This window comes from Clostridium sp., from assembly GCF_036781005.1.
Classification (GTDB): domain Bacteria; phylum Bacillota; class Clostridia; order Clostridiales; family Clostridiaceae; genus Clostridium_B.
Genome location: NZ_DAIQBT010000008.1, coordinates 74,335 through 90,016 on the forward strand (window position 1 = coordinate 74,335; position 15,682 = coordinate 90,016).

The window sequence follows — 15,682 nt, forward strand, 5'->3', positions numbered from 1 at the left end:
TTTCGGTATGTATGCGGTCAAAATAAAATCTGCTGTTAAAGCAGGTTTTATTTGCTACCTATAAGTCTAAAACTTGGTTTTTAAAGTTTTCAAAATACTCGGATAGTCCTACTAAAATACCATTATCGATTATTGGAAACCCTATCGTATTTGTAAAATATTGTAAAAACTCAATACACTTTTTAGTTTCTACTTCATCCCGTGAAAACATCACAGGATTAAGCCATATATTCAGCAAAAGCAGGAAAACTTCAGCAGTCTGATCTGGAAATTTGACGTTTAAAGAACCATCGGAATTTCCAGCTTTTATGCCTGATGTCATAATCGGGGCAGACGAGGCTACTATTTCCCTCATAATTTGAATAGTTAGTTGTGGGTTGTTGATTTGGGATTTCAATACATATAGAAACGATTCGTCTATGTCTTTTTGTGTTGTACTACGTAAAAACTGTGAAATCTTCTCTTTTCCTGTAGAAAAATTATTGTCATATAAAAATGTTCTAGAATTTCGGCTACTTGATTCAAAATACTTTTTTAAGACAATTTCTAAAATTTCACGCTTTGATTTAAAATGATGATAAACTGCTCCCTTTGTCATACCCAATTTTTTAGCTATATCCTGAATACTCGTATTATCATACCCTTTTTCGCTAAACAATTTTATAGATATTTGAATAATTTGTTCTACTGTACGTTCGGGATATTTATTCCTAGACATACACATCCTCCTTACTTGCGATATAAATACTCTGGGTATGTATACCATAGCATTTATTTCTGATTGTGTCAAGAAACCCTGTGTACACCTGCATAGCAATGCTTTTTGTATAGATAGTAAAAATTACTATAGAAAGTCATTCTATAGTAATTTCTAGTTAAACATATATATACCTCTATTCAATTATTCCCTCTGTTAAACACTAAACTTTAATACAAGTTCATTAAGTTTTTCAGCAGTTTCTGCTTGTTCTTGTGCTGTTAGCGCTACTTGTTCAACTGCCTTTGTTGTTTCATTCATACTTTCCTTTATTGTTTCAGCTTTTTGACTGGATTCTTGTGCTCCTTGTACCATATTTCCAATAGCTTCATTGGTACATTTTAATTTTAAGAATCACTTGAAGTTAAAAAATCATAGGCGACCCTGCATTGTATGGAAACTCCAATAGGAAGGCAATCTTCATCTATATCGAACAGGCTCCCATGGGCCGGGTATATTATATTTTTACTTTCATTTCTACACCCTAAATAATAAAATGCAGCAGGCCTTTCCATAGAAAAATAAGCAAAACTTTCCACTCCCATACTTGGACTTTCCAGCATCTTTACATGTTCCTCTCCTATTTCTTTATAGGCTGCCTTTAAAATATCCTTAATTACATCATCATCATTATAAAGACAAGGGTAGCTTTCTTCTATATCTATTTCACACTTTCCTCTCATAGAGCCTACAATACCAGAAGTTATCTCTCTGAGTCTTTTTTTAACATATTCCCTATGTTCAGTTCTCATAGTTCTCATGGTACCGGCTATTACAACCTCTTCTGGTATTATATTTTGAGCAGTTCCTCCATGTATGGAACCCACCGTAATAACTGCCGGATCAGTTGGAGGAAGTTCCCTGCTTATAATTTCTTGAAGTGATAATATCAAATGGCTGCTTATAACTATAGGATCTACTCCCATATGTGGTCTTGCACCATGGGCTCCTACTCCTTTGATTTTTATGGTGAACGGATTAGACGCTGCATTTACCACTCCCAATTTTACTCCTATATTTCCCACCTCTATATTTTCATCTACATGAAGCCCTATTACCCTATCTACTTTTGGATTTTCAAGTACTCCTTCCTTTACCATAAGTTTAGCTCCCCCAGTAGTTTCTTCTGCTGGCTCAAAAAAAAGCTTCACCGTTCCTTTCAATTCATGCTTCACACTGTTTAAAATTTTAGCTACTCCCAAAAGTATGGTAGTGTGTGCATCATGACCGCAGGCATGCATCTTTCCTTTTACCCTTGAAGAATAGCTGCAGTTTTTATTATCCTCCAGAGGAAGTCCATCTATATCAGCTCTAATACCTATGGTTTTATTTCCTTTTCCCCTTATTATTCCACAAACCCCTGTGCCCGCAGTTTCTATATATTCCACTCCTATTTTTTTTAAAAATTCTTTTATTTTAAGAGAAGTTCTTTCTTCTTCATAACCTAATTCAGGATGTCTATGAAAATCTCTCCTTATACCAATTAATTCCTCTTTTATAGATTGTGCCATACTGAAAAAATCTCTATCCATACTCCTACCTCCAATTATTTAAAACTTTATTCCCATCCAATCTCTATTATATCTCCCTGAGACAGTTTATCATAATAACCTACATTATTTCCATTTAAGTGTAAATATAATTTCCCTTTTGAACTGCTAAGATCAAATTCCACATAATTAAATATATCTACAAATATATACTCTTTTTTACCCTTAAGAACTATATTCTTTCCGTTTACAGTGACAACTATTTCCTTCTTACTGTTCCCTTCAACTTTGTCTATTTCCTTAAAGATCCCTTCATTTTCATCTGTAATTTTATGTACTCTATCTTCTATTGAACCTTTCTCTATGTTACCTTCATTTTCTTTTTTTTCTTCCCTCTTCTTTAACAATCTATAAATTCTGTCCCCTTCTTTTATTATATAATTCTTATCCAGTTCCTTTCCATTTAAGTAGTATGAAAATTCACCCTGCTCTTGATTCAAAGAAAAATATTTTTCATAATCTCTTAAAGTTTCAGGAAAAACTATTACTACATTATCTCCTTCATTTATATTACTATCCAAGCTTACTTTATTCTTATTTATATAGGCAATAGGCTCTAAACTTTCCATTATGTCATTTATAAAAAAGCTTATAGAATATATTCTCTTTATGTAATCTTTAACTTTAGGTGAAGCGGCTTCCCCATTGACAGCATAATTTATCTCTATATTATCCCCTTCCTTTACCTCCTCATCCACACTTTTTGGCATTCCATTTACAGTTATCTCTGCAGTAGATGCCAGATTTCCAAAGGCTACTCTTTTTATCCCATTTAGTGTAAACCTTATATTGTCCCCATTCTTAGCTATTAACACATCTGGATTTATACCTGCATGCAGCATTGCATCCATAACCCTATGCCTATGGGAATCAAAAAGACTTACTGCCTTTCCATTTAACATTATATCAATAAAACTGTGTCCTGATCTTTTTATACAGATTAAAGCTATTCCTAAAACGGTAACTCCCATACTTCCTAAGGAATTATCAGGACAAACACAATCCACCACAGCCTCTCTTCCTTTTATGGCGATTCTTTTAATTGGTATATTTAATTTTTGAGCTAAAAATTCTTTTAATTTAGGAGTATGAGCTCCCCCTCCCACCAAAAAAACAGCATTAGGAGATTTGCCTCCATTTAATTCTATTATTCTACTTCCAATTTTATCTGTTATTTTTTTCACAGTTGGAGTTACAAGTTTTATTACATCTTCTGAAGATATTTCATTTTCTATACCCAAAACATCTGTATAGGTTATATTCCTATGTTTATCACACTGTTTTTTTATACTTTCTGCAGTATTAAAATCCACAAGATAGTTTTGTGCTATAACTTCTGTCACTTCATCTCCCGCTTCCGGTACCATTCCATAAGCACTTATTGTGTCTCTATTACTTAATGCTATATCCGAAGTACCGGCTCCCACATCAATTAAAGCTAGATTCAACAATCTTAAATTCCGCGGAACAGCTGCTTCCATGGCAGCAATAGGCTCTAAAGTTAAATTTATAACATTAAGGCCCACTTTTTCCATAACTGAATATAAGCTATCTATTACAGACCTTGGAAGAAAAGTTGCTATAACCTCTGCGGATATATTATTTCCTTTATGACTTAAAAGATTACTTATAACATATTCATTCAAATAATAATTTTTTACGCTATAGCCTACACAGTATAATCTTCCCTTCACACTTTCATTTATTTTTTTCTCAGCAGATTTTACCGCAGTGAGCTCCAGACTTCTTATAATATCCCTGTCTATTTCTCTTGTATAATCTATTTCTATTTTTTCTTTTACCTCCATAGTTCTAAGAAATCTTCCAGCTGCTGCAATAGCCACATTTTTTATTTTTATATTTAAATCTTTTTCAAGTTCACCTTTTATAGTATTCACTACATTTGCCACAAGAGCTACATCATGTATTTGACCATCTACCATTGCCCTCTCTTCATGTTCTATACACTTTTCTGCTATCACATGAAACTTTTTATCTTTAAGTATCCCTACAGTACCTATTACGGATCTTGTTCCTATATCCAATGAAAATATTATATCTTGTGAACTAAGATTACCAGTTTCCATAATATTACCTCTTTTTCTATGCTTATTAGGCTCATATTGTTAAAATATGAACCTAATAGAATTATATAATAATATAGTTAAACATTCAATGAAGTGATTTTAGTATATATCTTCTGATTTTTTACAACAAATGATATAATATATATATATTAATTCCACAATATACCTTGTTAAAATCTATATAATCTAAATAACCATAGGAGTCATATTCATGAATATTTTCAAAAAAAACTATTATACTATCATAACAATATTAGGACTATTAATTTGTATTATTTGGCTTATAACAGTTAATACACAACCTTTTTCTGACTTTGATTATTATAATAAACTTGCACAGCAGATTGCCAAAGGCGGCCCCTGGGGTGATACCTACACAAGTGTTGGATATTCAATTATTCTGGGATTTATATACTCAATTTTTGGAATTAATTTAATCTCAGCTAAAATTCTAAACATAGCTTTAACCTTTATAAATTATATGTTACTTTATAAAATATTATATAGAATACCTTTAAGTAAAATCAAAAGAAAAATTATTTATACAATGTTTGTATTCTTCCCAAACAATATTTTTTACACCGGTATCACAGCAAATGAAATATTATTTACTACCATATTACTTTCAATAACATTGACATACTATAGCAATACCAAATTAAAATATATTTTAATAGGTATACTTACAGCTATTAATGCCATGATAAAACCTTTTTTTATCATTTTTTTCTTAGTGATATTTATAATAGAATTGATTACAAAATATAATATTACACAAGTGTTAAAACACACCTCTATAATACTTGTAGTAAGTGCTCTTTGCATTTCTCCCTGGATATACAGAAACACAAAATTTATAGGTGAATTCACTTCTATTTCCAATAATGGAGGTATTGTACTTTATATAAATAATAATTCACAAAATAAATATGGCAGATGGATGGCTGCAGAAAAAGTAAAAGATTCAGTGGTATTAAAAAAAGAATATATTGAAGCCAATATGACAGAGAAGAATAGAATTTTAACTTCATCAGCTAAAAAGTGGATAATTGCCCATCCTCTGCAATTTATAGAACTTGGATTAAAGAGATTATTTAATACATATTTTATAGCAGACGATATATTCTTTGCTTTTAATGGGACTTCTTTAAATAAATACATACAAATAATGTTAATTATTTATACCTTCCTGACAAAAATAATAGTATTTGGGGCAGCACTTATATATATAATTATGTACAGTAAAAAAACAATTGTTAACCTATTGAAAAAAGAACATATTGATTCTTACACTCTATACAATTTAATTTGCTTTTATATGTTTTCTTGTGTATATTTTATTACAGAAGGTCAAGGGCGTTATTCTTTTCCATTTATATTTATAATGATTTACTTCTTTTCCTTTTGGATGGAAAAAATACTTAAAAATAGAGAGGAGAAATTGCTTAATGGATAAATTCACTTTAGTCCAGAAAGAATCGGCATTAATAGTTATCGATATTCAGGAGCGGCTGGTTCCTGCAATGCCAAATTCACAAAAAGTTATTCAAAATACCAATACTTTATTATCTGTTGCCAATAAGTTAGAAATCCCCACGATTATCACAGAACAATATCCAAAAGGTCTTGGAAAAACAATTTCTGAAATACATTATAATGCAAGTAAAGTATCAATATGTGAAAAAAATACTTTTTCTGGCTGCACTGATGAATTAATAAATATTTTAAGACAATTATCAAAGAAAAAAATTATTATCACAGGAATGGAAACCCATGTATGTGTTTTTCAGACAGTTAGAGATCTACTTGCCCATGGTTACCAGGTATTCGTAACATCTGACGCTGTATGTTCTCGTACAAAGGAAAATTACTTAAATGCTTTATCTCAAATGGTGTCAATGGGAGCTGTGGTAAGCAATACAGAAACAATATTCTTTGATTTGTTAAAAGTTGCAGGAACACCTCTGTTTAGGGAACTGTCTAAACTAATCAAATAAAAAATAGTTTGTACTTAATTTAACTAGAGTAAAAATAGATTTTTAAAAAATTTCTGTTAAAATTTGCAATTTACAAATTGTACAGCTTTAATTAAAGAATACCGTATTACTCATTTTATAAAAAACTAATATCAAAAGACTAGCGACTAAATTATTTTGGAGGTTGTGATAATGAGAAGTTCTAAAGTTATACTTAAATATGGATGTAATCCACATCAAAATCCATCAAAAATTTATGTAAAAGACAGGGTACTGCCTTTTGAAATCCTAAATGGTAAGCCGGGTTATATCAATTTTATGGATGCTTTTAATTCGTGGCAATTAGTAAAAGAACTAAAACAAACACTATGCTTACCCGCAGCGGCATCTTTTAAACATGTAAGCCCAGCTGGTGCTGCAGTGGGACTCCCTTTAAGTGATGTATTAAAAAAATCATATTTTGTGGAAGATATTGAGCTATCTCCCGCGGCTTCTGCTTATGCCAGAGCAAGAGGTGCAGATAGAATGTCTTCTTATGGTGATTGGGCAGCTATAAGTGATATTGTGGATATATCTACTGCAGCAATTTTAAGTAGATCTGTATCAGATGGAATAATTGCTCCTGGATATACAGATGAGGCCTTAAAACTTTTAATGAAAAAGAAAAAAGGAAATTACTGCATTATTAAAATGGATTATGATTATGAACCTGAAGATATAGAGAGAAGAGAGATATACGGCATAACATTTGAGCAAAAAAGAAATGATATTTTACTAAAACAGGATATGCTTAATAATGTAGTTACACATAATAAAAATATTACAGAAGAGGCAAAAAGAGATCTCCTTATTTCAATGATCACTTTAAAATACACTCAATCCAATTCTGTATGTTTTGCTCTAAATGGTCAAACAATCGGTGTCGGTGCAGGACAGCAATCCCGTGTACACTGCACAAGACTTGCTGCATCAAAAGCAGATATATGGCATTTAAGACAACATCCTGCTGTACTCAGTTTATCCTTCAAAGAAGGTGTTTCAACTCCAAACAAAGACAATGTGATAGAACAATACTTAAGAGATGATATTACTAAAGTAGAAATAAAAGAATGGAGTAAAGTGCTAAATAATATACCGGACAGACTGACAAAAGAGGAGAAAACATCTTGGCTGTCTAATTTATCTGGAGTATGTTTAGGTTCAGATGCATTCTTTCCATTTAGAGATAATATTGACAGAGCATTTCAAAGCGGTGTAAAATATATAGTTCAGCCTGGTGGTTCATTGAGAGACGATATAGTAATAAAGGCCTGTAATGAATATGATATGATAATGGCTTTTTCAAATATAAGGTTATTTCATCATTAAGGACTTAATAAGATTGTTTGGTAATAATAACTTGCATGGAGCGCCTATCAAATATATATAATTCATAATAAATAATTATGTATAATTCATCATATACTTTTCCCCAGTTTCTAATAGGAAAGTACCCTTTTTAGTTACCTCAATGGTAGAAAGATAACGTGTCTTAAGCATTCTAAATATCTACAGGTAAATTAACTTTGTTTATATGTTTTCTCTACAAATTTTAATCCTTCTATTATCCAGAGAATGTACCTTGATTTGTTTTACACGAGCCTAGGTACGTTCCCTGGAATATAGGATTAAAGCTATCTTTTTTATTGTTCCTTTAATTTTTTTACTACGTCTATGGTCAATCCTGTTTTAGATGCTATAGTTTCAATATCTAATATGTCCAGTAAATTTTTAGCTACCTGAATTCTGCCTTCTTCTCTACCTTCCCTTTTTCCTTTTGTCTTTGCAGCCTTAATTTCTGCCTTTTGGATACGGAGCCTTTTCAGATCATTTTCATATATTTCTCTTTCTTCTTTATCCAGGTACATAATGTCAAGTTTTTCTATGGCCTTTTTAACCGAACTGTCCCCTGCCAGTTCTTCCGGTATTTTATCCCTGTCTATTTCATAGGCCCTGCTTAAAAAAGCTGTCCATCTATCCAGTGCTGTATTTAAATCTCCAAAATCTTTTTTAAATTTATTCAACTCTATAAAATGCATTTGAAATATATCGGAGAATTCTTTTCTGCTGCTTTCATTGTATACCTTATATACATTATGAAAGTTCTCTTCATTTAAATAATTAAAGTCCAATATGTTTATGGCTATGGTTTTTCTTAAAAGATCAAAATCATCTCCGCTTTCTATTTGATCCGAGTATACCTTTGCCCAATAGTAAAATGCCCTCTTATCGTAGTATCCCTGTTCCGCTAGCTGCATTTCTATGTCATACCAGGTTCCTTTTTCATCTACAGCTTTTATATCCAGTATGGTCATCTTGCCTTTTCTATAACTTGCTATATTATAGGGATTTTTCAATTCTATATCTCTAACCTGTTCACTTTCCGGAAGTACTGAATTTATAAATGAAATTAATATATCCTTGTTCTCGGAACTTCCGAATAATTTCTTGAATGCAAAGTCTACTTTGGGATTTAACCTGCACATTACAAATTCACCTCTTTTCCATGATTTTTTTCTCACTTCTTTATTACATTTTATCACATTAGGGGAGATTTTAAATAGTGTTCATCAAGCAGAAACTCTTTTAGTAAAAATCTCAAATACTGAAACTACTTATGATTTTAAATACTTTTACATATTTTAGCATTGGTAATTAGTTTCCGAATCTAATTTTTATTATTTTATCAAAATATTTTATGATGATCCATATTTTCTATATAAGTTGAAATTATAAATTACAGCTAATTCTTAATTGATGTTTAATGTTGGTTATAAATGTGATAAAATGTAATTATTATAGGGAATTTATATGGTATATTATTAATATTTTTAAGTTAATGGGTAAATGAGAAAATAATTCTTTATAATAATTATAGTGATTTTAATAATTCTATAATCACTTTTGCCTGCTGATTAGCTTGTGAAAATAATGCTTGTGAACTTTGAAACAAAATATTGTATTTAGAATATTCCATTATTTCCTTTGCTATATCAGCATCTAAAATTCTGGATTCTGTTGCCATTAAATTTTCTGCTGTATTATTTAAATAATTAACCCTGTATTCTAATACATTATGGACAGCTCCTAATCTTCCTCTAAAAGAAGATATCTTTTCTATAGCATCACTATATATTTTAATAGAATTACTAGCATTTTTAGGAGCTGTCACATCTAATGCATACTCTACTAATTTATTTCCACTTCCATTTGTAACTCCACCATTCTGTGTAAATTTAGCTATTACACTAGCATCTTTAGAAATAGCACTCTCTCCATAATCTCCACTTATTCCAAGTGCCTTTGCTCTCATATCTTCAAATTGAATACCCATCATTTGACAACCGTTAGCTCCTATCTGTATGTTAAGTTCATTGATATTTTTATCATTGCCATTTAGAAGTTTTATGGTGTTAAATTCTGTATTATTTGCTATATTATTGATTTCAGATGTCAATTGATTAATCTCCTGTTGTATATTATTGCGATCTACGTAAGTCAGTGTACCATTGGCAGATTGAGTTGCTAAAACTTTCATTCTTTGAAGAATTGAAGTACTCTCATTTAATGCCCCATCTGCAACCTGTATAACAGAAATAGCATCTTGAACATTCCTTGATGACTGCTCCAATCCTCTGATTTGTGCTTTCATTCCCTGTGAAATCCCCAAACCTGCTGGATTATCAGCTGCACTATTTATTCTTAACCCTGAAGAAATCCTTTGCATAGCCTTACTAAGCATATTCATATTTTGGGTCATATACCTACACGCAGTCATTGCATTAATATTATGGGCAATTATCATATAGTCACTTCCTTACTTTCAAGACTTTTAAATAATTTTTTAAATACAAAACCTGCTTTTGGATTTAACCTACACATTATGAACTTATTATTTTTATGTGGTTATTTTTTACTTATTACTTATATTTTATCACATCACATATAATTTAAATACTAAAAATTAATCTTACTAAGCAATAGAATAATTAGGAGAATTTAAAAATCAATACCAAACTTAATTGCTTATAATATCACAGATATATTTAATTTCATCTTCACTTAATCCAACAGAACTAGGTAAATTTATACCCTTTTTTATAATATCATTAGTAACACTCATATCTCCAGTCCTACATTTTTTATATGGCGGCATATCATGCACTGGCATAAAGAAAGGTCTGGATTGGATACTATTTTCTTTTAATTTTAAAATCAATTTATCCCTGGAAATAGGATAGTCTTTCTCAATTATAACTGAGTAGAGCCAATAAATATTTTTCACACCTTCTCTTTCTACAGGAAGTGTTATACCTTCAATGTCACCTAAAAATTTATTATATAATAATGCATGTTTTCTTTTTAGACTTATATACTCCTCTATATTTTCAAGTTGGGCACATCCCATAGCTGCAAGAAGGTTAGGCATTCTAAAATTATACCCTATTTCTTCATGATAAAAACCTCCATTATCAAGTACAGTTTTAGTTTGGGTAGATAAGTACTTAGCCCTATCACCAATCTTTTTATCATTAGTTGCTAATATTCCACCAGCTCCTGTAGTTATAAGTTTATTTCCATTAAAACTAAAACAAGCTATATGTCCTATACTTCCAACATTTTTCCCTTTATATTTAGCCCCTAAACTTTCAGTAGCATCTTCTATTACATAAAGATTATGTTTACTTGCTATACCCATAATTTTGTCCATATCAACTGGATGCCCATATATATGAACAGGCATAATTGCCCTAGTTTTAGGGGTTATCATTTCTTCAACCTTATCTGCATCCATAACCCATGTATCACTACATATGTCTACAAAAACGGGTTCAGCTCCAACATATCTTATAGTATTGACAGGTGAAATAAAAGTCATAGATGAAACAATGACCTCATCCCCTTTACCTATATTTAAAGTTCTAAGTGCTAATTCAAGTGCGGAGGTTCCATTCATAGTGACAACTGCTTTTTTTACATTCATGTATTTGACAAATTCACTTTCAAATTTATCTACAAAAGCCCCTGCAGATGAAACCCAATTAGTATCCAAACATTCTTTTATATACTTCCATTCATTGCCCTTAATTTCCGGTACACAAAGCGGTATCATATATTTCATCTCCCAAGCTACTTAATCTATAAGAAAATTATTAATACTTACTTATCGTATAATATATAAAAAAATTTAGAAGTAATAATCTACTCCTAAACATTGTAAATATTTGTTTTAAAATATCCCATATTGTTTTTTATCCATTCAACAGTCTCTTCTAAGCCTTTATCCAAATTATATTTAGGTTCCCATCCCGTAAGTTGTTTTATTTTAGTATTGTCAGACCATAATCTATTTACTTCACTTTTTTCAGGCCTGATTCTTTCCTCATCACATATAATTTCTACATCTTTACCTATAATATTAATTATTTTTTTTGCTAAATCACCTATGGATATTTCATGATTTGATCCCACATTTAAAGTCTGCCCAATTACCTTATCACTTTCTGCAACTTCCACAAAGGCTTCTGCTGTATCCTTCACATAATTAAAATCTCTAGTAGGTGTTAAACTACCAAGTTTTATTCTTTTTTCCCCTGATAAAATCTGAGATATTATTGTAGGAATAACAGCTCTGGCAGACTGCCTTGGTCCATATGTATTAAAAGGTCTTATAGTAGCTACCGGTAAATTGAAGCTTCTATAAAAACTCTCAGCAATTTTATCAGCCCCTATTTTAGAAGCAGAATAAGGTGATTGCCCCTGCAGTGGATGTTTTTCATCTATAGGAACGTATAATGCTGTACCATAAGTTTCTGAAGTGGAAGTATGGATGATTTTTTGCACTCCGTATTCTCTACAAGCTTCCAATATATTTGTGGTTCCCTCTACATTTGTCCTTACATATGCCATAGGAGAAAGATAGGAATATGGAATAGCAATAAGCGCTGCTAAATGAAACACGACATCTTGTCCTTTCACTATTTTCTTTATCCCATCATATTCTCGAACATCACCTGTTACTACATGAATACTATCCTTTATATTTTTATGAAATGTGTCTATCCATCCCCAATTATTGAATGAATTATATTGAATTAATGCAGTAGCTTCTGCACCAATGTCAATAAGTTTTTCTACTAAGTGACTTCCTATAAATCCTTCAGAACCTGTTATCAAAACCTTTTTACCTTTTAAATCCATATAGTTTACTCCTTAAATACAAAATGATTTTGTTAAGTTAATATTGTTATACCTACCCCACTAAAGTTTATTTGAACACGGAAAACCATATACCACATTTCTATCAAAATCTATATCATCTTTTTTTGTATGATTAAGTTCTTTGTATTTTTCTATAGAAATATCAAACATTTTACCCAAGGATGTATTCATCTCATGAGATTAATTTTTAAACAATTTTCCATCAATATCTTCCTCTTTTACTCTCTTATAGTATGTACTATTATATTTTTTAAAAATTATCCTTTTTTTCTTTTAAATTTATAGGTACTATTATATCCTTTTTTGAATGATAACAACAATATACTATTCAAGAAGGAGTCCTATGGTCTTCAATTAAAAGACTCCTAATTTGCTTGTTAGCATAGGGAAAAAATACCTTGATGTTTCATCTAAAGACCATAAAGTGTTTGTAATAAAAAATATCTCATACGCTTATTATCTACATACCTTACCACGCCCCCATCTACACTACCAACTAGTCCACCAAAAACTTCAACTTTTTAATTTATCATATTCAGTGGGAAAAGTAATATAATAATCTAAAGTTTCTCTAACCTTTATATCAAATTCAGGATCAACAGGTGCTTTCAATGAAACCTTTTCAGTAGTTGACAATATAACCATCTCCTTTAAATACATTATTGTTTATAAAACAACTTTTAGGTATACATACCGCTACTTATGTTTAGACATTAACTTGATGGACATGGAGCCTGAGTTGCTAGGAAACAACTGAAAATTAGCTCTTTGTTATCCTTTTACTCCATACAATTGTATTGGTAAATATTAGGGCGATCCTGATCAGCATCTGCTTTATAGAAAACCTTTTTTACATCCACCGAAACAGTTTTGATTGCATAATCTAATTCAATATTTTGCATATAAAATGGTTCATAATAATTTGGAACAATTATGTTACTTGACTTTTTATCTACAAACCCAGCTTTTTTCAATGATTCCCCATTTAATCCAGCTTCGACAAAATCAATATACTCATAATTATTGTCATCTATCAATTTAATCAGTTCTTCCTTACAACCTTCTATTGATTGCAATCTTCCAATATAATCAACTACCCGCAAACATTTTCTATTATGAGCACTGCATTCTCTAGTCACAAGAACTCCCTTCGCATTCCCAGCCTTATTTATTGTAAATAATTTATATGTATACATTGGATGTTTGTAAAATCTATTAACATAATAATCCTTAGATTTATATTTACTAATTCCCTCAAATACTTCATCCGACAAATTAAGATATTCGTTTAATGGGCATTCACATATAATCACCCCATTATCTACAAAATTACTATCCGATACTTTTAATGCATCTTCATATTTTGATACAAGCTTATAGTTATCCATTTTCTCATTAAGCATATAATAATGTTTTATTTTACCGGTTTCAAAATTCCAATGCTTATATATACTTAATGCCATCTCACTGATTCCCAAAATAGAAATTGTTTCAACCGGAAGATTGTTTTTCATATAATAATACAAAGAAACGCCTAAGCCCTTAAAATTAATATCATCTCTTGATTTCCATATACATGGCCAAATTTCCATATCCTTAATATTAATATCAAACTGAGATGTCGGTACAAAACCTAATACCGAATGAAATTCTCCTGATTTCTTATGACGTGCTACAACATAATTGTATCTCTTATTCACTGCATCAAAATGCTGCCAGTTAAACAATTCTCTTGAAAGAACAAAAATATGATCTTTCTTCCAATAATTCTTTAAAAATTCAACTAACTGATTTCCTTCTTCTACTCTACAAAATCTGACATCATACTCTTTACTCAAAACCTCAATATACTTTTTTCCATTTAATTCTGGTAATATATCTTTCATCTATAATCTCCATATAATTAAATTTTTTTGTAATTTTCACTTTTGGGTGGAAAATCATTCGTATCTAACCTTGGGACTGCATGACTGCATACTTTCTATCTGCATTAACATCTGCAACTCGCACTTCAGTTGTAAAACCAAGTTTACATCCCTTCTCCTTAATTGTCTCAATAACCTGATCATTATAAGAACCATATGGGTAATTCATAACCCAGGCATCTAGATCTATAAATTCATCCATTACTTCCAATGCTTTATCTACATCTACTTTTAATTCTTCTTTGTTCAAGTTTTCAAGCCAATAATGGTCATATCCATGTAATCCTATATACATTCCATGGTTTTTCATGCACTTTATCTGATCTCGATTCATATATAGTTCTCGAGCAATTATATCCTCATTAACTCCAACACATTTTTCAAACATGTTCCTTGAAATAAAATTTCTAAGTTTCTCTGGCAAAACTGTTTGTAATACTCTTTTTACAAAAATTACTTCTCCAGAATCAAACCTATTGGCAATTCCATATTGTTTAAAAAGTTCTTCATTTGTAGGATACTCATATTCACTGCCCCTATAATAATTTAGTTGCACATAGATTTCTTTCATTATGAATGTAATGTCTGCACTCGCAAGAATAAAGTGAATTCTATTAACATCCAATAATTTATGTTCAGCATATGTTTTACCCGGTATGTAAAAAGATCCTTGCACTTCCGCACCTACCAAAACCGGATATACATTTGTAAAATGATCTATATATCCATCATCAAACGTAAGTAATGCTGCATTTTCCGGCAAGTCATAACTTTCTTCATAAGCTGCAATTAATTCTTCCACTTTTATAATATTAAACTTGCTCTTGAAAAAGTCTATTTGATTTTTGAATAAATCATAATCCAGTCCTTTTATCCCTGGATATCTACTATTTTTCAAATCTCTTATATAATGATACATAACAATACTTACTTTACCCGATTTTTGCATATGATCCCCTTCTTTCTAAAATATTGGTCATTTGCAGAACTCTTCAACACTTTATTTTCAATGGTTCTGGTTTAATATTACAAAAGTATTCTCCTGAGCTTTTTCCGAATTTTCATAAAAATGCTATAGTCGTCATTGAATATTCCAGAGCATTTTGAGCCTCCTTTTTTTCTTAAC

At 30.7% G+C, this 15,682-nt stretch carries 14 protein-coding genes and 1 pseudogene; 3 read left to right on the plus strand and 12 right to left on the minus strand.

Going from position 1 to position 15,682, the window contains the following annotated elements:
• Positions 1 to 58 precede the first annotated feature (58 nt).
• The 4 genes and pseudogenes from V7Q02_RS05015 to V7Q02_RS05030 all read right to left on the minus strand — a co-directional run bounded on the left by V7Q02_RS05015 (position 59) and on the right by V7Q02_RS05030 (position 4,394).
• Positions 59 to 790, minus strand: a complete 732-nt coding sequence (locus tag V7Q02_RS05015) for a TetR/AcrR family transcriptional regulator (RefSeq protein ID WP_333859901.1) — start codon at positions 788 to 790, stop codon at positions 59 to 61.
• A 123-nt stretch (positions 791 to 913) separates the two neighbouring features.
• Positions 914 to 1,090: pseudogene (locus V7Q02_RS05020) on the minus strand (methyl-accepting chemotaxis protein); the annotation flags it as partial.
• Positions 1,091 to 1,104: 14 nt separating this feature from the next.
• Positions 1,105 to 2,289 carry a M20 metallopeptidase family protein gene (locus V7Q02_RS05025; protein WP_333859902.1) on the minus strand — a complete coding sequence of 395 codons (1,185 nt, stop codon included), beginning with the start codon at positions 2,287 to 2,289 and terminating at the stop codon, positions 1,105 to 1,107.
• 26 nt (positions 2,290 to 2,315) lie between these two features.
• Positions 2,316 to 4,394 (minus strand): cell division protein FtsA, encoded by a 2,079-nt coding sequence (locus V7Q02_RS05030; RefSeq protein WP_333859903.1) that lies wholly within the window; start codon positions 4,392 to 4,394, stop codon positions 2,316 to 2,318.
• 211 nt (positions 4,395 to 4,605) lie between these two features.
• Between V7Q02_RS05030 and V7Q02_RS05035 the strand changes: the two genes are divergently transcribed.
• The 3 genes from V7Q02_RS05035 (at position 4,606) to V7Q02_RS05045 (ending at position 7,738) form a co-directional block, all read left to right on the plus strand.
• Complete coding sequence (locus V7Q02_RS05035) at positions 4,606 to 5,850, plus strand: hypothetical protein (RefSeq protein ID WP_333859904.1); 1,245 nt, start codon at positions 4,606 to 4,608, stop codon at positions 5,848 to 5,850.
• Entirely contained in the window at positions 5,843 to 6,391 is a 549-nt protein-coding gene (locus V7Q02_RS05040; RefSeq protein WP_333859905.1) for a hydrolase, read from the plus strand. Before V7Q02_RS05035 ends, V7Q02_RS05040 begins: the two co-directional genes overlap by 8 nt.
• Positions 6,392 to 6,562: 171 nt before the next feature.
• Positions 6,563 to 7,738 carry a phosphoribosylaminoimidazolecarboxamide formyltransferase gene (locus V7Q02_RS05045; protein WP_333859906.1) on the plus strand — a complete coding sequence of 392 codons (1,176 nt, stop codon included), beginning with the start codon at positions 6,563 to 6,565 and terminating at the stop codon, positions 7,736 to 7,738.
• Positions 7,739 to 8,052: 314 nt separating this feature from the next.
• Here V7Q02_RS05045 and V7Q02_RS05050 read toward each other — a convergent pair whose 3' ends face one another.
• The 8 genes from V7Q02_RS05050 to V7Q02_RS05085 form a co-directional block, all read right to left on the minus strand.
• Entirely contained in the window at positions 8,053 to 8,895 is an 843-nt protein-coding gene (locus V7Q02_RS05050) for an Rpn family recombination-promoting nuclease/putative transposase (protein ID WP_333859907.1), read from the minus strand.
• Between the two features lie 386 nt (positions 8,896 to 9,281).
• Entirely contained in the window at positions 9,282 to 10,214 is a 933-nt protein-coding gene (locus V7Q02_RS05055; RefSeq protein WP_333859908.1) for a flagellin N-terminal helical domain-containing protein, read from the minus strand.
• Positions 10,215 to 10,427: 213 nt separating this feature from the next.
• Complete coding sequence (locus V7Q02_RS05060; RefSeq protein ID WP_333859909.1) at positions 10,428 to 11,522, minus strand: LegC family aminotransferase; 1,095 nt, start codon at positions 11,520 to 11,522, stop codon at positions 10,428 to 10,430.
• A 95-nt stretch (positions 11,523 to 11,617) separates the two neighbouring features.
• Positions 11,618 to 12,610, minus strand: coding sequence for an NAD-dependent 4,6-dehydratase LegB (locus V7Q02_RS05065; protein WP_333859910.1), 993 nt, complete (start codon positions 12,608 to 12,610; stop codon positions 11,618 to 11,620).
• A gap of 60 nt (positions 12,611 to 12,670) precedes the next feature.
• On the minus strand, positions 12,671 to 12,802 hold the full coding sequence (locus tag V7Q02_RS05070; protein WP_333859911.1) for a hypothetical protein: 132 nt from the start codon (positions 12,800 to 12,802) through the stop codon (positions 12,671 to 12,673).
• A 342-nt stretch (positions 12,803 to 13,144) separates the two neighbouring features.
• Positions 13,145 to 13,267 carry a hypothetical protein gene (locus tag V7Q02_RS05075; RefSeq protein ID WP_333859912.1) on the minus strand — a complete coding sequence of 41 codons (123 nt, stop codon included), beginning with the start codon at positions 13,265 to 13,267 and terminating at the stop codon, positions 13,145 to 13,147.
• A 143-nt stretch (positions 13,268 to 13,410) separates the two neighbouring features.
• On the minus strand, positions 13,411 to 14,517 hold the full coding sequence (locus V7Q02_RS05080) for a hypothetical protein (RefSeq protein ID WP_333859913.1): 1,107 nt from the start codon (positions 14,515 to 14,517) through the stop codon (positions 13,411 to 13,413).
• Between the two features lie 64 nt (positions 14,518 to 14,581).
• Positions 14,582 to 15,505, minus strand: a complete 924-nt coding sequence (locus tag V7Q02_RS05085; protein ID WP_333859914.1) for a polysaccharide deacetylase family protein — start codon at positions 15,503 to 15,505, stop codon at positions 14,582 to 14,584.
• Positions 15,506 to 15,682: the final 177 nt, after the last annotated feature.